We start from the raw sequence: 16,336 nt of genomic DNA, 5'->3' as shown, positions 1-16,336 counted from the left end.
CGGCGCGAACGGGCAATTTGACGAATACGGAAACAATGGGAGTAGCGGTCATGCCGACCGATCACAGCTTTATCTTGAAACTGTCGTGCCCCGACCGGCACGGCATCGTCCATGCGGTCTCGGGCTTCCTGTTCGAGCGCAGCAACAACATCCTCGATTCCGCGCAGTTCGGCGACAGCCGCACCAGCGAGTTCTTCATGCGCGTGCACTTCGAGCAGGACGGCGGCGGCGAGGATGCCGCGTCGGCGCTCGACACGCTTCGCAAGGAATTTGCGCCGCTCGCCGAACAGTTCTCGATGCGCTGGGAGCTGCACGATGCGGCCGTGAAGCCGCGCGTCGTGATCATGGTGTCGAAGATCGGCCACTGCCTGAACGACCTGCTGTTCCGCTATCGCACCGGCCAGCTGCCGATCGAGATTCCGGCGATCGTGTCGAACCACAAGGAGTTCTACCAGCTCGCGGCGAGCTACAACATTCCGTTCCATCACTTCCCGCTGATCGGCGGTTCGTCCGATGCCGCGAAGGCCGCGCAGGAAGCGCGCGTGCTGGAAGTGATCGACGAGCACCAGGCCGATCTGGTCGTGCTCGCGCGCTACATGCAGATCCTGTCGCCGAACATGTGCGAGCAGCTCGCCGGGCGCGCGATCAACATCCACCATTCGTTCCTGCCGAGCTTCAAGGGCGCGAAGCCTTACTACCAGGCGTTCGACCGCGGCGTGAAGCTGATCGGCGCGACCGCGCACTACGTGACGACCGATCTCGACGAAGGCCCGATCATCGAGCAGGAAGTCGAGCGCGTCGACCACAGCATGACGCCCGACCAGCTGACCGCGATCGGCCGCGACGTCGAGTGCGTGACGCTCGCGCGGGCGGTGAAGTGGCACGTCGAGCACCGGATCGTGCTGAACGGGACGAAGACGGTCGTGTTTCGCTGATCCGTCGGCTCCGAAAGGCTGGCTTCGCAAGCGAAAACGCCGCGCCCTTCACGGGGCGCGGCGTTTTTGTTTGCCGTGGCGAGCGCGCGGCTTCAGATCAGCCGCAGCAAGTACAGCTCGCGTTTCAGGTACGCATAGAAGATCGGCGCGGCGATCACGCCCGGCAGCCCGAACGCGGCCTCCATGATCAGCATCGCGAGCAGCAGTTCCCAGGCCCGCGACTCGATCTGGCCGCCGATGATCTTCGCGTTCAGGAAGTATTCGAGCTTGTGGATGACCACGAGGAACGCGAGCGACGCGATCGCGGTGCCCATGCTGACCGACAGCGACACCGCGACGATCAGCGTGTTCGAGATCAGGTTGCCGATCACGGGCAGCAGGCCGACGATGAACGTGACGAGCACGAGCGTTTTCGACAGCGGCAGCCGCTGATGGAAGATCGGCAGCGCGACGAGCAGGTAGATGCCGGTGAATGCCGCGTTGATCGCCGAGATCTTGATCTGCGCGAACACGATGCGGCGGAACGCGTCGGCGAAGCGCGACACGCGCGTGACGAGCGCGGTCGACAGCGGCCGGCGCACCTTGCCCTGCTCGACGCCGATCGCGATCATCGCGCCGATGATCATCCCGAACAGCACGTGGCCGAAGCCGCGCGCGACGCTCTTGCCGCTTTGCTGGAGCTGGTCCATGTGCGAGTGCATCAGCACGGCCGCCTTCGTCTTCATCTGTTCGACGTCGACGGGCAGCAGATTGGCGATCCAGGCCGGCGTGCGTGCGCGGGTCTGCTCGACGATCTGCATCAGCTGGCCGAGCAGGCTCTGCAGGTTCGGCACCGTGTGCTCGAAATGCTCGATGACGGCGAGCGTCAGGCCGGTGAGCGCGCCGACGATCGCGATCGACAACAGCACGACGGCGACCCAGCGCGCGCGCATGCTGGTGGTATGGCGTTCGATCGCGGGGGCGATCGTGTGGATCAGCTGATAGACGAGCAGGCCGGCCAGCATCCCGCCGAGCAGCTTGAGCTCGAGGACGAGCCACATCATGACGAGCGCGAAGAGATAGCTGCCGATCTCGAGCGCCGACAGCTTCGGCAGGCTCAGGTCGCTCGTCAGCCGCACGCTGCGCAGGTGCGGTTCGCGGTTCTGCGTGTCGCGCGACTCTTGTTGCTTCTCCATCGTCGATTCCTGTTGTCCCTGTGTCGTGCCGCGGAGCACGCGGCAGAACGCGGGTCGCCCGGTGCCGCACCGGATTGGTGCGGATGGCGAACCTTACGGCCGTAAAGTATAGCTGCCATTATGGTCCGCAAACGGGCCGTTTGGCGCGTGGTGTAAACGCAGAAGGGAAAACGAGGGGGCGCGGCCGTCCGCGGCGGGCGCGCGACCGGGCGGCCGCGCGCGGGAAGGGCGGAGCCGGCGTCAGCCGGTCGCGACTTTGCGGGTCGGACGCTTGAGCAGCGGCGCGAGGTACTTGCCGGTGAAGCTCGCCTTGGTCTTCGCGACCTGCTCGGGCGTGCCCTGCGCGATGATCTGGCCGCCGCCGGCGCCGCCTTCGGGGCCGAGGTCGATCACCCAGTCGGCGGTCTTGATCACGTCGAGATTGTGCTCGATGATCACGACCGTGTTGCCCTGGTCGCGCAGCCGGTGGATCACTTCGAGCAGCAGCGCGATGTCGTGGAAGTGCAGGCCGGTGGTCGGCTCGTCGAGGATGTACAGCGTGCGGCCGGTGTCGCGCTTGGACAGCTCCAGCGACAGCTTCACGCGCTGCGCCTCGCCACCCGACAACGTCGTGGCCGACTGGCCGAGGCGGATGTAGCCGAGGCCGACGTCGAGCAGTGTCTTCAGCTTGCGCGCGATCACCGGCACCGCGCTGAAGAACTCGTACGCGTGCTCGACCGTCATGTCGAGCACTTCGCTGATGTTCTTGCCCTTGTACTGCACTTCGAGCGTTTCGCGGTTGTAGCGCTTGCCGTGGCACACGTCGCACGGCACGTACACGTCCGGCAGGAAGTGCATCTCGACCTTCAGCACGCCGTCGCCCTGGCACGATTCGCAGCGGCCGCCCTTCACGTTGAACGAGAAGCGGCCCGGATCGTAGCCGCGCTCCTTCGACGTCCGGACGCCCGAGAACAGCTCGCGGATCGGCGTGAACAGGCCCGTGTACGTGGCCGGGTTCGAACGCGGCGTGCGGCCGATCGGCGACTGGTCGACGTTGATCACCTTGTCGAAGTGCTCGAGGCCCTCGATCGCCTCGTGCGGCGCCGGCTCGGCCGACGAGCCGTACAGGTGGCGCGCGACCGCGTGATACAGCGTGTCGTTGATCAGCGTCGACTTGCCGGAGCCCGACACGCCGGTGATGCAGGTCAAGAGCCCGACCGGCAGCTCGAGATCGACGTGCTTCAGGTTGTTGCCGTGCGCGTCGACGATGCGCAGCATCCGCTCCGGATCGGGCGACATGCGCTCGTCCGGATACTCGATCACGCGCTTGCCGACGAGGTACTGGCCGGTCAGCGACTGCGGATTCGACTGCACCTGCTTCGGCGTGCCTTCGGCCACCACGACGCCGCCGTGCTCGCCCGCGCCGGGGCCCATGTCGACGACGTAGTCGGCCGTGCGGATCATGTCTTCGTCGTGCTCGACGACGATCACCGAGTTGCCGAGATCGCGCAGGTGCTTGAGCGTCGCGATCAGGCGGTCGTTGTCGCGCTGGTGCAGGCCGATCGACGGCTCGTCGAGCACGTACATCACGCCCGTGAGCCCCGAGCCGATCTGCGACGCGAGCCGGATCCGCTGCGCTTCGCCGCCCGACAAGGTCTCGGCGCTGCGCTCGAGCGACAGGTAGTCGAGGCCGACGTTGTTCAGGAACGTCAGGCGCGCGACGATTTCCTTGATCACCTTGTCGGCGATCTCGCGCTTCGCGCCGTCGAGCGTCAGCCCGTCGAAATAGCCGAGCGCGTCGCGCAGCGGCCAGCCGCTGATTTCATAGATGCCGCGCGCATGGTCGCCGGTGCCGATCCGCACGTGGCGTGCCTCGCGGCGCAGGCGCGTGCCGTCGCACGACGGGCACGGCTGGTTGTTCTGGTACTTCGACAGCTCTTCGCGCACCGCGACCGAATCGGTTTCGCGATAGCGGCGTTCGAGGTTCGGGATGATCCCTTCGAACACGTGCTCGCGGATCGTCGTGCGGCCGCGCTCGTTGATGTACGAGAACGGGATCGTCTGCTTGCCCGAACCGAACAGCAGCACCTTGCGGATCTTTTCGGGCAGATCCTCGAATGCGGCGTCGATGTCGAATTCGTAGAACGCCGCGAGGCTCTGCAGCATCTGGAAGTAGAACTGGTTGCGGCGGTCCCAGCCCTTCACCGCGCCGGCGGCCAGCGACAGCGACGGGTGCGCGACGACCCGCTTCGGGTCGAAGAACGTGATCTGGCCGAGGCCGTCGCATTCCGGGCACGCGCCCATCGGGTTGTTGAACGAGAACAGGCGCGGTTCGAGCTCCTGCAGCGAGTACGAGCAGATCGGGCACGCGAACTTCGAGCTGAACAGGTGTTCGCGATCGGTATCCATCTCGAGTGCGACCGCGCGGCCGTCGGCGAGGCGCAGCGCCGTCTCGAACGATTCGGCGAGCCGCTGCTTCATGTCCGGACGCACCTTCAGGCGATCGACGACGACGTCGATCGTGTGCTTGTCGTTCTTCTTCAGCTTCGGCAGCGACTCGACCTCGTAGATCTTCGCGACGCCTTCGTTCGCGGCGCCGCCGCCCGAGCGCACGCGAAAACGCACGAAGCCCTGCGCCTGCATCTCCTCGAACAGCTCGGCGTGCTCGCCCTTGCGGTTCGCGACGACGGGCGCGAGGATCATCAGCTTGGTTTCCTCGGGCAGCGCGAGCGCCGCGTCGACCATCTGCGACACGCTCTGCGCCTCGAGCGGGATATCGTGGTCGGGACAGTATGGCGTGCCGACACGTGCGTACAAAAGTCGCAGGTAGTCGTGGATTTCCGTGACCGTGCCGACGGTCGAACGCGGGTTGTGGGACGTCGCCTTCTGCTCGATCGAGATCGCCGGCGACAGCCCCTCGATCAGGTCGACGTCAGGCTTCTCCATCAGCTGCAGGAACTGGCGGGCGTACGCGGACAGGCTTTCCACGTAGCGGCGCTGGCCCTCGGCATAAAGGGTGTCGAACGCGAGCGACGACTTGCCCGACCCGGACAACCCGGTAATCACGACCAGCTTGTGGCGCGGCAGGTCGAGATTGACGTTTTTCAGGTTGTGGGTGCGTGCCCCACGGATACGGATCTGTTCCATGAACCTGGCGAAAATGGAGGGAACCAAACCTGCTACTATAACGGCTTTTCGAGACCGTCGTTTACGGCCCCTAGCCTTTACAGCAGGTGGCAGCAAGGCGACACCTGCGCCGGGAAAAGCGGTCGCGCCGCACGTTCCGCGCGGCCCGCAGGCCGCCTGCATCCGGCCCCGACGTGTCGTCCGAAAGGCCGCCAGGCCGCCGGTCCTGATCTTCCGCCGCCCGCCGCCGGGCGGACATTCCGATCATTCGAAATTCATTCCCGATGTCCAATCCGTCCGCCACGTCTTCCCGCATGACTGCGCCCGAACTGCGCGCGACCACGTCGCTCGCGGCGATCTTCGCGTTGCGCATGCTCGGCCTGTTCATGATCATGCCGGTGTTCTCGGTCTACGCGAAAACCATCCCGGGCGGCGACAACGTGCTGCTCGTCGGGATCGCGCTCGGGGCCTACGGCGTCACGCAGTCGCTGTTCTATATCTTCTACGGCTGGGCGTCCGACAAGTTCGGCCGCAAGCCGGTGATCGCCACGGGCCTCGTGATCTTCGCGCTCGGCAGCTTCGTCGCCGCGTTCGCGCACGACATCACGTGGATCATCGTCGGCCGCGTGATCCAGGGGATGGGCGCCGTGTCGTCGGCGGTGCTCGCGTTCATCGCCGACCTGACCTCCGAGCAGAACCGCACGAAGGCGATGGCGATGGTCGGCGGCTCGATCGGCGTATCGTTCGCGGTCGCGATCGTCGGCGCGCCGATCGTGTTCCACTGGGTCGGGATGAGCGGGCTGTTCGCGATCGTCGGCGTGCTGTCGATCCTCGCGATCGGCGTCGTGCTGTGGATCGTGCCCGACGCGGCGAAGCCCGTGCACGTGCCCGCGCCGTTCGCCGAGGTGCTGCACAACGTCGAACTGCTGCGCCTGAACTTCGGCGTGCTGGTGCTGCATGCGACGCAGACGGCGCTGTTCCTCGTCGTGCCGCGCCTCCTGGTGGACGGCGGGCTACCGGTCGCCGCGCACTGGAAGGTCTACCTGCCGGTGATGGGGCTCGCGTTCGTGATGATGGTGCCGGCGATCATCGTCGCGGAAAAACGGGGCAAGATGAAGCCGGTGCTGCTCGGCGGCATTCTGGCTATCCTGATCGGCCAATTGTTGCTCGGCAGCGCACCGCATACCATTCTGATTGTGGCGGCGATCCTGTTCGTGTACTTCCTCGGGTTCAACATCCTGGAAGCGTCGCAGCCGTCGCTCGTGTCGAAGCTCGCGCCGGGTTCGCGCAAGGGCGCGGCCACGGGCGTCTACAACACCACGCAGTCGATCGGGCTCGCGCTCGGCGGCATCGTGGGCGGCTGGCTGCTGAAGCACGGCGGCGCGAACACGGTGTTTTATACGTGCTCGGGGCTCGTTGCCGCGTGGCTTATAATCGCGGCCAGCATGAAAGCGCCGCCGCGCAAGGCCTGAATCTTGTTTCGGGCGGGCATCGGCCGCGCGCCGGCCTGTCCGGCGGGCCGTTCCGGCGATACGCGCGGGCGGCCCGGCATCGAATTTACTGGAGAAACACATGGCATCCGTCAACAAGGTCATCCTCGTCGGCAATCTCGGCGCCGATCCTGAAGTCCGTTACCTGCCGAGCGGCGACGCGGTTGCGAACATCCGTCTCGCGACGACCGACCGCTACAAGGACAAGGCAAGCGGCGATTTCAAGGAAATGACCGAGTGGCATCGCGTCGCGTTCTTCGGCCGTCTGGCGGAGATCGTCAGCGAATACCTGAAGAAGGGGTCGTCGGTCTATATCGAAGGCCGCATCCGCACGCGCAAGTGGCAGGGCCAGGACGGCCAGGACCGTTACTCGACCGAAATCGTCGCCGAACAGATGCAGATGCTCGGTGGCCGCGGCGGTTCGGGCGGCGGCGGTGGCGGTGGTGACGAAGGCGGTTATGGCGGCGGCTACGGTGGTGGTGGCGGCGGTCGCGGCGAGCAGGCGGAACGTGGCGGCGGCGGCCGTGCCAGCGGCGCTGCGCGTGGCGGTGCGGGTGGCGGCGGCCAGAGCCGTCCGAGCGCGCCGGCAGGCGGCGGCTTCGACGAGATGGATGACGATATTCCGTTCTGATTGCCAGTCGCACCCCTCGCATCACGATGGGCCCGAACGTCCGAGTCAAGCCAGTCGCTTGGCCCGGGTTTTCGGGCCTTGCTTCGTTTACGTCGTGCCTGCACGCCGCTCTCCGGATGAAACGTGGCTGACGCACTTCCCGACCTCATCGCACCCCATCTCGACGTCCTGTTCTGCGGAATCAATCCCGGCCTGCTCGCGGCCGCGACCGGCCATCACTTCGCGGGGCGAAACAACCGCTTCTGGCGTGTGATCCATCTCGCGGGCTTCACGCCGACGGAACTTTCGCCTCAGGACGATCGGGCGATACTCGGTTACGGCTGCGGGCTGACGGCCGTGGTGCCGCGGCCGACCGCGAGCGCCGATCAGCTGTCGCGCGCTGAATTCGCAGCCGCGGCCGCCGGGTTCGAGCAGAAGGTCGCGCAGCATGCGCCGCGCTTCGTCGCGTTTCTCGGCAAGGCGGCGTATTCGGCGCTGTCGGGGCAACGCGAAGTCGCGTGGGGGGTGCAGCCGGCCCGCATCGGGCATGCGCGCGTGTGGGTGCTGCCGAACCCCAGCGGCAGAAACCTCGCATTCGGGCTCGACGATCTGGTCGATGCGTATCGCGAGCTTCATCTCGCGGCGATGACGGAGCGGCACGATGCGACGCGGTAAGACGCCGGCGCCATGGCCGGGCGCCATCGTGCCGCGCGCATTCTTCAACCGCGTGGCCACGGAGGTGGCGCCGCAACTGCTCAACAAGATCCTCGCGGCGGCGGACGGCCGGGCCGGCCGTATCGTCGAAGTGGAAGCCTATGCGGGCGCGCTCGATCCGGCCGCGCACACCTATCGCGGCAAGACGCCGCGCAACGCGACGATGTTCGGGCCGCCCGGGCACTTCTACGTGTATTTCACGTACGGCATGCACTGGTGTTGCAACTGCGTGTGCGGCCCGGACGGCGCGGGAACGGGCGTGCTGATCCGTGCGCTGGAGCCGCTGCACGGGCTCGACCAGATGCGGGCGGCGCGGCCGCCGCGCACGCGCGATCGCGACCTGTGCCGCGGGCCGGCCCGGCTGACGCAGGCGATGGGGATCGGCGGCGCGCAGGACGGCGTCGACCTGGTCGGCGGGCGCGACGGGTTCGCGATCGTCGACGACGGGATGGCGCCGCCCGTCGATCTGGCGGGCGGGCCGCGGATCGGCATTCGCGTCGGCCGGGATCTGCCGTGGCGGTGGAGCGTGCCCGGCAACCGGTATGTGTCGGGCACGGTGCCGCGTCTCTGACGCGTGCCGCGTAGACGTCCCGTCCCAATCGCGCCCGATTCGACCTGCGTCACGCGGTCGCCATTATTGATCGGCTAAGCTGGCCGTTTCGACGTTTCGATGTTTCGATCGAGGAGGCACCATGCGGCGGGTCGTATTCAACCAGAAGGGCGGCGTGGGCAAGTCGACGATCGTCTGCAACCTGGCGGCGATCAGCGCGAGCGAAGGCCTGCGCACGCTCGTCATCGATCTCGATGCGCAGGCGAACTCGACACGCTACCTGCTCGGCGACGCCGCGGCCGATGCGCAACCGGGGGTCGCCGGCTTCTTCGAAACCGCGCTGACCTTCAACTTCCGTCCGGTCGACGTCGCGTCGTTCATTCATGCGACCCCGTTCGACGGGCTCGACGTGATGCCCGCGCATCCGGATCTCGACACGCTGCACGGCAAGCTCGAATCGCGCTACAAGATCTACAAGCTGCGCGACGCGCTGAACGAGCTTGACATGTACGACGCCGTGTACATCGACACGCCGCCCGCGCTGAATTTCTATACGCGCTCGGCGCTGATCGCGGTCGAGCGCTGCCTGATCCCGTTCGACTGCGACGATTTCTCGCGCCGCGCGCTGTACACGCTGCTCGAGAACGTGAAGGAAATCCAGCAGGACCACAACGCGGCGCTCGAGGTGGAAGGGATCGTCATCAACCAGTTCCAGCCGCGCGCGAGCCTGCCGCAACGGCTGGTCGACGAACTCGTCGACGAAGGGCTGCCGGTGCTCGCGTCGCGGTTGTCCGCATCGGTGAAGATCCGCGAATCGCATCAGCAGTCGATGCCGGTGATTCATCTCGAACCGGCGCACAAGCTCGCGCAGGAGTTCCGCGCGCTGCATCGCGAACTGGCCGGCTGATCGCGCGCGTGACCGCATCGACCGAGGCCGCTTCGAGCGGCCTTGTTTTTGTCACGACCGGCAATTCGTCCGATTATTGATTTCGTCATTAATAATCGAGAAAACGATTTCACAACAAATCCGGGGAAAATATTACATAAATAATTGCTCCATTTTCAATGGGGGCCGGTTTTCTAATAAGCGGAATAATGAATTGGCAAATATTGCGCCACGTCATGATGCGCTATGCTGCAAAAAGGTAAAAACGCATGGCGGATCGGTGAGGGCGACGTCTTGTCTGAGATTTCGACGCGCCTGCGGCTTCGTCGGTCGATCAAAAGGGTAATAAGGGTTTACACCTATCATTAATGCCATTTAATTGACAATTAATCGATCTAGAATGACTTCCTTCCACTGCCCGTGCGCAAACAGGTGCGGGCTGTCAATAAGGAAGCAGCGGTCGATCAAGCTTCCATTTTTCTTTACGTCGTCTCTCGCATTGCCAACAGGAGCGTGCCCGATGTCCGTATTTGCCCCCGAAAAACTCGCCGCCGATTATCAATCCGGTATCGCCGCGTGGTTTGCGATCGCCCGTCCGGCGATCCACGGTTTCGAGGCTGTCGTCGAACTCAACCTGCAAGCGGCCCGGACGGCGCTCGATGAATACGAGGACAAGCTGAAGCACGCGTTCAGCAGCAACAACCCTGCCGCGGGCTTCGTGCAGCAGGTCGTGGCGCCGCAGGACGCGGCCGGCAAGGTCGCGTCGTACGGCCGCCATCTGTTCGACATCGCGGTGTCGACGCAGTCCGAATGGGCGAAGGTCGCGCAGGCGCAGTACGAACAGAACGACAAACGGCTGAAGGACGTGCTCGGCGAACTGTCGAAGCATGCGCCGGCCGGCTCGGCGCCGGTGGTGGCCGTGCTGAATTCGGCGCTGTCCGCGGCGAGCGCCGCGGCCGACTCCGTGCGCGCAGCGACGGGGCAGGCGATCGAAGCCGCGCAGAGCGGCTTCGATGCGGTCAGCGAAACGGCCACGCGCGGCGCGAAGCAGACGGCGGCGGCCGCCCGCAAGGACGCAGCGGCTGCGCGCGAATCGGCTGCGTAACCGCGTGAATGCGTGTCGCGTGCGAGCGCGACACGATTGACCGGCGCCGGATAGCGTCGGCCGCCGCGTGTGCCACGCGGGGGGCCGGCAAACGTCCGGGTCGCCGCCAGACGCCCGTGCACGGTTGCCCGTGCCGCGGTGTGCCGTGCCGCCGGTGCGGACGGAGGCCGCCCGCCATGCGGCGGCGTGCGACCGCCATCGCACCGGTTGAATCGACGCCCGCCATCGCCACGCGCAACCGCCGCGTGCCGGCGTCACCCCGACGAACTGATTTCGATGCAGGAACTGAACATGACGGACGTAGTGATCGTATCGGCCGCGCGGACCGCGGTCGGCAAATTCGGCGGCTCGCTCGCGAAGATTGCGGCGCCGGAACTGGGCGCGACGGTGATCCGCGCGGTGCTGGAGCGTGCGGGCGTGAAGCCCGACCAGGTCAGCGAAGTGATCATGGGCCAGGTGCTGACGGCCGGCTCCGGGCAGAACCCGGCGCGGCAGTCGCTGATCAAGGCGGGGCTGCCGAGCGCGGTGCCGGGCATGACGATCAACAAGGTGTGCGGCTCGGGCCTGAAGGCCGTGATGCTGGCGGCGAACGCGATCGTCGCGGGCGACGCGGAGATCGTGATCGCGGGCGGCCAGGAGAACATGAGCGCGGCGCCGCACGTGCTGCCGGGCTCGCGCGACGGGTTCCGGATGGGCGACGCGAAGCTGGTCGACACGATGATCGTCGACGGGCTGTGGGACGTGTACAACCAGTACCACATGGGCATCACGGCGGAGAACGTCGCGAAGGAATACGGGATCACGCGCGAAGAGCAGGACGCGTTCGCGGCGCTGTCGCAGAACAAGGCGGAAGCCGCGCAGAAGGCCGGGCGTTTCGACGACGAGATCGTGCCGGTGTCGATCCCGCAACGCAAGGGCGAGCCGCTGCAGTTCGCGACCGACGAGTTCGTGCGTCACGGCGTGACGGCGGAGTCGCTGGCCGGGCTGAAGCCGGCGTTCGCGAAGGACGGCTCGGTGACGGCGGCGAACGCGTCGGGGTTGAACGACGGCGCGGCGGCGGTGCTGGTGATGTCGGCGCAGAAGGCGGCGGCGCTGGGCCTGACGCCGCTGGCGCGGATCAAGGCGTATGCGAACGCGGGCGTGGATCCGAGCGTGATGGGCATGGGCCCGGTGCCGGCGTCGCGCCGTGCGCTGGAGCGCGCGGGCTGGACGCCGGGCGACCTGGACCTGATGGAGATCAACGAAGCGTTCGCGGCGCAGGCGCTGGCGGTGCACAAGCAGATGGGCTGGGACACGTCGAAGGTGAACGTGAACGGCGGGGCGATCGCGATCGGCCACCCGATCGGCGCGTCGGGTTGCCGGATCCTGGTGACGCTGCTGCACGAGATGGTCAAGCGCGACGCGAAGCGCGGGCTGGCGTCGCTGTGCATCGGCGGCGGGATGGGCGTCGCGCTCGCGGTCGAGCGCATCTGAGCAGCGGCTGACGATACGGTTCGCTCCGGCGCGAATCGGCGTCGCGGGCGAGCCAGGCGGTTTTCGCGCAACACAGGCAGTCAACAACACGCGCGAGGTGCCGGTGCGTGCTGGCCCGCGACGCGGGCGGAGGCGCATCGAAGCGGTGGGGCGGCAGCGTGTGCGATGCCGCCGCCCGCCTTTCATCGATTACTTTTTTGTCGGTAATTCATAGTATGACTAAGCGAATCGCAGTTGTGACAGGTGGGATGGGTGGCCTCGGCGAGGCGGTCAGCATCCGGTTGAACGACGCGGGTCACCGGGTAGTCGTCACGTATTCGCCGAACAACGCCGGCGCGGACCGCTGGCTGACCGAGATGCATGCGGCCGGCCGGGAATTCCATGCGTACCCGGTGGACGTGGCCGATCACGACTCGTGCCAGCAATGTATCGAGAAGATCGTGCAGGACGTCGGCCCGGTCGACATTCTCGTGAACAACGCAGGCATCACGCGCGACATGACGCTGCGCAAGCTCGACAAGGTCAACTGGGACGCGGTGATCCGCACGAACCTCGATTCCGTGTTCAACATGACGAAGCCGGTCTGCGACGGCATGGTCGAGCGCGGTTGGGGCCGTATCGTCAACATCTCGTCGGTGAACGGCTCGAAGGGTTCGGTCGGCCAGACCAACTACGCGGCCGCGAAGGCCGGCATGCACGGCTTCACGAAATCGCTCGCGCTCGAGGTCGCGCGCAAGGGCGTGACGGTGAACACGGTGTCGCCCGGCTATCTGGCGACGAAGATGGTCACCGCGATCCCGCAGGACATCCTCGACACGAAGATCCTCCCGCAGATCCCGGCGGGCCGGCTCGGCAAGCCCGAGGAAGTCGCGGCGCTGGTGGCGTATCTGTGCTCGGAGGAGGCCGGCTTCGTGACGGGCTCCAACATCGCGATCAACGGCGGTCAGCACATGCAGTGACGTGCGGCGGCCCGCTCGGCGTTCGCGCCCGCGCGGGCCGCGTTTCCCCCTATCCCGTGCCGGAGCGGCGGCAGGCGCGCCGCTTCGGCCTCGCATTCCGGAGAACGCATGGGCGACACCTGGATCGGGCTGGTGATCGGCGGCTCGGCGCTGGCCATCGCGCTGACGATGGCGATCTCGCTCTACTGGCTCGAACGGCGCCGCGCGCGGCTGCTGCGGAACTTCGATCATCGCGATTGCCGGTTCGGCGCGTACGGCAAGTGCTTCGCGCGCAGGCCGGCGAGGTCGCTGCGCCGCATGCGCCGGGCACGCTGACCGCGGCGCCGGCCGCGTCGTGAGCGGTGAACGACAGTCGAGCGGCCGATGAGCGGTCACGTCCCGCGCGCTTGCCGTCGGTAGCGCGCGGGACGCGCGATCAGTCGTTCTTTTCGCTCTTGCCAGCCGACTCGCCCGAGTCGTTCTTGTGGAAGATCCGCTTCGTCGTGCGCTTGGTGGCTTCCCAGCCTTCGCGCGACGCGTGGGCGACGCCGTGCCCGACCGCCTTCGCGGCGCTGGCGGTCGCGTGGCCGAAGCTGCGTGCGGCCTCGCCGGTCTTGTGCGCGGCTTCCTTCGAATCGCGCTTGATGTCCTGCTTCACTTCCGACATGTCCGCGTGTGCGAGCGGGCTGAGTAGCGCCAGAACGAGCGCGGCGCCAATGAACTGACGAACTTTCACGACCGGTTTCCTTGAGGTAAGCCTCGTCATCGAGGATTCGTGTTGCCGGCAGGCGCCGGTTGAAACGCGCCGGCGGCCGATGCGTCGAGCATCACCGCCGCGCGGCCGGACAGCAGCACGCGCTCGCCGCAGCGCAGCGCGAAGTCGTACAGCACCGAGCGGCCGTCGCCGCTCACCCGTTGCGCGTCGACGATGAGCGGCGCTTCGAACGTGTCGAGCCGGTCGACGAACGCGTCGACGTTGCGCACGCTCGCGAGATAGCCGACGCGCGGGCGCGCTTCGGGCGCGCCGAGCAGCGCGCCGTGCACGGCCATCGCCTGCGCCGCGTATTCGATGCCGCAGACCGACGCGAGCCGCCCGTGTGTGCGCAGCGGGTTATGCGGATCGCGGTGGCGCGTCGCGGTGCAGCGGATTCGTTCGGCATCCCATGCGTCGACCGAATCGAGTACGCACATCGCGCCGGCGTGCGGAATGTGCGCGGCAATCCACGCGTGGTCGAGCGGTGGGGTCAATCCGACCGGAGCGGTCATCGCACGCGCTCCGTGAAGGAATCGGAGATCGCGACGTCGACCTGCACGCGCGTATCGTCCAGGTAGTCGAGCACGACGCGTGTCGTGCGCCGCGCGGCGAGCGCATCGAGCAGCGGCAGCACACGGGCGGCCGGATTGCCGACGCGCAGTGCGTCGAGTCCGGCGTGCGCGAGCGTCGTCGCGGGCGCATCGGTGAGCTGCACGTCGATGCGGGCGAGCGCGCGTTCGCTCGCTTCCGGCGCGAACACGAGCGCGACGCCGAATGCGTCGCCGATCGGCCGCACCGTGCGCAGCGGTTCCGGATAGTCGGTGTCGTACGCGATCAGCAGGCTCGGCACGCGATCGACGACGACCTGGCACAGGCTTTCGAGCAGGCCGGCGGCAAAGCTGCCGTCGTGCGCGCACAGCACGTTCGACGTCGCCGTCGCGCGGGTCGCGATGCTCCAGTAGCCGGCCGGCGCGTTGTGCACCGAATTGTGGAAGCGGGTCGGCGACAGCTGGCGATCGTCACCGGCCAGCGTTTCGCAGATGGCGTGGCAGTTCTGGCCGTCGCCGCCGGACGCGCTGAACACGGTCGCGAGCGTCGCGGCGTCGCGGCCGCTCGCGGCCACCGCTTCGTGGCCGACCGCGAGCGCGGCGCGCACGACGGGGCCCGTGCGGCGCCGTTCGGCGGACGGCAGCCCGGCCGGCGGCGGCAGCTCGGTGCGGGCCGGCACGTACGGCGTGCGGCCCGCGAGCACGTCGGCGGCATGCGGCCAGTCGTTCAATCCCGGCCCGACGAGGCCGATGCTTTCGATGAAGGTGGTGAGCGTCATGGCGGGCCTCAACGGCGGGCGCGACCGGCCACGCTCTGGGCGCGGCCGAGGATCAGGCTGCAATTCGTGCCGCCGAAGCCGAACGAATTGGAGAGGACGGCACGCACGCGCGTGTCGCGGCTCGCGAGCACGTAATCGGCTGCGAGCGCCGGGTCGGGCTGCGTCGTGTTGACGCCGGCCGGCACGAACTGCTCGCGCAGCGCGAGCGCGGCGACGATCGCCTCCAGCGCGCCGGCCGCGCCGAGCGTGTGGCCGGTCGCGCCCTTCGTCGAGCTGCACGGCGTGCGGGCGAACAGCGCGCCGAGCGCGCGGCTTTCCGCTGCATCGTTGCTCGGCGTCGCGGTGCCGTGCAGGTTCACGTAGTCGATATCGTGCGCGCCGAGGCCGGCGGAAGCGAGCGCCTGCTCGATCGCGGCGTGCGCGCCGAGCCCTTCCGGATGCGGCGACGACATGTGGTGTGCATCGCTCGATTCGCCGATGCCGAGCAGCAGGATCGCGTCGCCGTCGACCGCGGCGGGGACGCGTTCGACGAGCGCGAACGCGGCGGCTTCGCCGATCGATATGCCGTCGCGCGCGCGATCGAACGGCCGGCACGGCCGGCGCGACAGCAGTTCGAGCGAATTGAAGCCGTACAGCGTGGTCAGGCACAGCGAATCGACGCCGCCGACGACGGCCGCGTCGATCAACCCTGCCTCGATCATGCGGCGTGCGGAGCCGAACACCTTCGCGCCCGACGAGCACGCGGACGAGATCGCCATCGCCGGCCCGCGCAGCGCGAAATACGCGCGCACGAACGCGGCCGGCGAATACGGGTTGTGCGTGTGCGCGTAGCGGAAGTCGGCCGGCAGCGCGCCGCTCGTCGGGTCGCGGTGCTGGTACGCGCGTTCGGTTTCGAGGATGCCGGCCGTGCTCGTGCCGACGAACACGCCGACGCGTGCGGCACCGTAGCGCGCGACCGCCGCCGCGACGCACGCATCGAAGCCGTCCTGCGTGAGGCCCAGTTGCGCGAGGCGGTTGTTGCGGCATTCGAAGTCGGCGAGATCGGCGCGCACGGGCTGCGCATCGACGCCGTCTACCGCGCCGATCCACGTGTCGAGATCCGCACGCTCGAAGTGGCACGGCGCGAGCCCGCCGCGGGCGTGGCGCAACGCATCGAGGGTCGCGTCGAGGCCGCGGCCGATGCAGCTGGTGGCGGTGAAGTGCGAGAGCAGGAGAGGGTTCACGAGGGTCGCATCCGGTGGCCGGAACGGGCGCTGCAGCAGGGCTGGCACGCG

The 16,336-nt window shown here is 67.4% G+C and carries 16 protein-coding genes; 10 read left to right on the top strand and 6 right to left on the bottom strand.

Annotated features, from left to right (window positions below):
• Positions 1-50: 50 nt before the first annotated feature.
• Positions 51-935: a formyltetrahydrofolate deformylase gene (purU, locus tag CFB49_RS15085; RefSeq protein WP_069620291.1), complete on the top strand. Its 885-nt coding sequence runs from the start codon at positions 51-53 to the stop codon at positions 933-935.
• A gap of 92 nt (positions 936-1,027) precedes the next feature.
• On the opposite strand, the gene CFB49_RS15080 is transcribed toward purU, so the two are convergent.
• Positions 1,028-2,110, bottom strand: coding sequence for an AI-2E family transporter (locus tag CFB49_RS15080; protein ID WP_069620292.1), 1,083 nt, complete (start codon positions 2,108-2,110; stop codon positions 1,028-1,030).
• A 240-nt stretch (positions 2,111-2,350) separates the two neighbouring features.
• On the bottom strand, positions 2,351-5,236 hold the full coding sequence (gene uvrA, locus CFB49_RS15075; protein WP_089491673.1) for an excinuclease ABC subunit UvrA: 2,886 nt from the start codon (positions 5,234-5,236) through the stop codon (positions 2,351-2,353).
• Between the two features lie 263 nt (positions 5,237-5,499).
• On the opposite strand from uvrA, the gene CFB49_RS15065 reads away from it, so the two are divergent.
• From CFB49_RS15065 to CFB49_RS15025, 9 genes are all read left to right on the top strand, one after another.
• Positions 5,500-6,687, top strand: a complete 1,188-nt coding sequence (locus CFB49_RS15065) for an MFS transporter (RefSeq protein ID WP_021162585.1) — start codon at positions 5,500-5,502, stop codon at positions 6,685-6,687.
• 100 nt (positions 6,688-6,787) lie between these two features.
• A complete protein-coding gene (locus CFB49_RS15060; protein ID WP_089435651.1) occupies positions 6,788-7,336 on the top strand; it encodes a single-stranded DNA-binding protein in 549 nt (182 codons plus the stop codon).
• 123 nt (positions 7,337-7,459) lie between these two features.
• Positions 7,460-7,990: a G/U mismatch-specific DNA glycosylase gene (mug, locus tag CFB49_RS15055; RefSeq protein WP_089491672.1), complete on the top strand. Its 531-nt coding sequence runs from the start codon at positions 7,460-7,462 to the stop codon at positions 7,988-7,990.
• Positions 7,977-8,600, top strand: a complete 624-nt coding sequence (locus CFB49_RS15050; RefSeq protein WP_089491671.1) for a DNA-3-methyladenine glycosylase — start codon at positions 7,977-7,979, stop codon at positions 8,598-8,600. The genes mug and CFB49_RS15050 overlap by 14 nt, the downstream gene beginning before the upstream one ends.
• A 121-nt stretch (positions 8,601-8,721) precedes the next feature.
• The gene (locus CFB49_RS15045; protein ID WP_069620297.1) at positions 8,722-9,486 is read left to right on the top strand and encodes a ParA family protein; all 765 of its coding nucleotides are present in this window, start codon (positions 8,722-8,724) and stop codon (positions 9,484-9,486) included.
• Positions 9,487-9,985: 499 nt separating this feature from the next.
• Positions 9,986-10,570 carry a TIGR01841 family phasin gene (phaP, locus tag CFB49_RS15040; protein WP_069620298.1) on the top strand — a complete coding sequence of 195 codons (585 nt, stop codon included), beginning with the start codon at positions 9,986-9,988 and terminating at the stop codon, positions 10,568-10,570.
• A gap of 291 nt (positions 10,571-10,861) precedes the next feature.
• Positions 10,862-12,043: an acetyl-CoA C-acetyltransferase gene (locus tag CFB49_RS15035; RefSeq protein WP_069620315.1), complete on the top strand. Its 1,182-nt coding sequence runs from the start codon at positions 10,862-10,864 to the stop codon at positions 12,041-12,043.
• Between the two features lie 215 nt (positions 12,044-12,258).
• Entirely contained in the window at positions 12,259-13,002 is a 744-nt protein-coding gene (gene phbB, locus CFB49_RS15030; protein ID WP_069620299.1) for an acetoacetyl-CoA reductase, read from the top strand.
• 108 nt (positions 13,003-13,110) lie between these two features.
• Positions 13,111-13,317, top strand: a complete 207-nt coding sequence (locus CFB49_RS15025) for a hypothetical protein (protein WP_069620300.1) — start codon at positions 13,111-13,113, stop codon at positions 13,315-13,317.
• Between the two features lie 100 nt (positions 13,318-13,417).
• Here the strand turns inward: CFB49_RS15025 and CFB49_RS15020 are convergent, their stop codons facing one another.
• From CFB49_RS15020 to CFB49_RS15005, 4 genes are read right to left on the bottom strand one after another with little or no spacing between them, the layout of a single operon-like run.
• Positions 13,418-13,747 (bottom strand): hypothetical protein, encoded by a 330-nt coding sequence (locus tag CFB49_RS15020; RefSeq protein WP_069620301.1) that lies wholly within the window; start codon positions 13,745-13,747, stop codon positions 13,418-13,420.
• Positions 13,744-14,247, bottom strand: a complete 504-nt coding sequence (locus CFB49_RS15015; RefSeq protein ID WP_089491670.1) for a hotdog family protein — start codon at positions 14,245-14,247, stop codon at positions 13,744-13,746. Before CFB49_RS15015 ends, CFB49_RS15020 begins: the two co-directional genes overlap by 4 nt.
• Positions 14,244-15,062 carry a beta-ketoacyl synthase chain length factor gene (locus tag CFB49_RS15010; RefSeq protein WP_089491669.1) on the bottom strand — a complete coding sequence of 273 codons (819 nt, stop codon included), beginning with the start codon at positions 15,060-15,062 and terminating at the stop codon, positions 14,244-14,246. Before CFB49_RS15010 ends, CFB49_RS15015 begins: the two co-directional genes overlap by 4 nt.
• An 8-nt stretch (positions 15,063-15,070) precedes the next feature.
• Positions 15,071-16,285 carry a beta-ketoacyl-[acyl-carrier-protein] synthase family protein gene (locus CFB49_RS15005; RefSeq protein WP_089491668.1) on the bottom strand — a complete coding sequence of 405 codons (1,215 nt, stop codon included), beginning with the start codon at positions 16,283-16,285 and terminating at the stop codon, positions 15,071-15,073.
• Positions 16,286-16,336 lie beyond the last annotated feature (51 nt).

Source organism: Burkholderia sp. AU17457 (assembly GCF_002223255.1).
Taxonomy (GTDB): Bacteria; Pseudomonadota; Gammaproteobacteria; order Burkholderiales; family Burkholderiaceae; genus Burkholderia; species Burkholderia sola.
The sequence above is the reverse complement of the archived record's forward strand: the minus strand, read 5'-3'. Positions and strand labels throughout refer to the sequence as shown.

Coding starts and splice junctions, on each gene's coding strand:
- purU (WP_069620291.1), top strand. CDS start 51: ATGCCGACCGATCACAGCTTTATCTTGAAACTGTCGTGCCCCGACCGG.
- CFB49_RS15080 (WP_069620292.1), bottom strand. CDS start 2,110: ATGGAGAAGCAACAAGAGTCGCGCGACACGCAGAACCGCGAACCGCAC.
- uvrA (WP_089491673.1), bottom strand. CDS start 5,236: ATGGAACAGATCCGTATCCGTGGGGCACGCACCCACAACCTGAAAAAC.
- CFB49_RS15065 (WP_021162585.1), top strand. CDS start 5,500: ATGTCCAATCCGTCCGCCACGTCTTCCCGCATGACTGCGCCCGAACTG.
- CFB49_RS15060 (WP_089435651.1), top strand. CDS start 6,788: ATGGCATCCGTCAACAAGGTCATCCTCGTCGGCAATCTCGGCGCCGAT.
- CFB49_RS15050 (WP_089491671.1), top strand. CDS start 7,977: ATGCGACGCGGTAAGACGCCGGCGCCATGGCCGGGCGCCATCGTGCCG.
- CFB49_RS15045 (WP_069620297.1), top strand. CDS start 8,722: ATGCGGCGGGTCGTATTCAACCAGAAGGGCGGCGTGGGCAAGTCGACG.
- phaP (WP_069620298.1), top strand. CDS start 9,986: ATGTCCGTATTTGCCCCCGAAAAACTCGCCGCCGATTATCAATCCGGT.
- CFB49_RS15035 (WP_069620315.1), top strand. CDS start 10,862: ATGACGGACGTAGTGATCGTATCGGCCGCGCGGACCGCGGTCGGCAAA.
- phbB (WP_069620299.1), top strand. CDS start 12,259: ATGACTAAGCGAATCGCAGTTGTGACAGGTGGGATGGGTGGCCTCGGC.
- CFB49_RS15025 (WP_069620300.1), top strand. CDS start 13,111: ATGGGCGACACCTGGATCGGGCTGGTGATCGGCGGCTCGGCGCTGGCC.
- CFB49_RS15020 (WP_069620301.1), bottom strand. CDS start 13,747: ATGACGAGGCTTACCTCAAGGAAACCGGTCGTGAAAGTTCGTCAGTTC.
- CFB49_RS15015 (WP_089491670.1), bottom strand. CDS start 14,247: ATGACCGCTCCGGTCGGATTGACCCCACCGCTCGACCACGCGTGGATT.
- CFB49_RS15010 (WP_089491669.1), bottom strand. CDS start 15,062: ATGACGCTCACCACCTTCATCGAAAGCATCGGCCTCGTCGGGCCGGGA.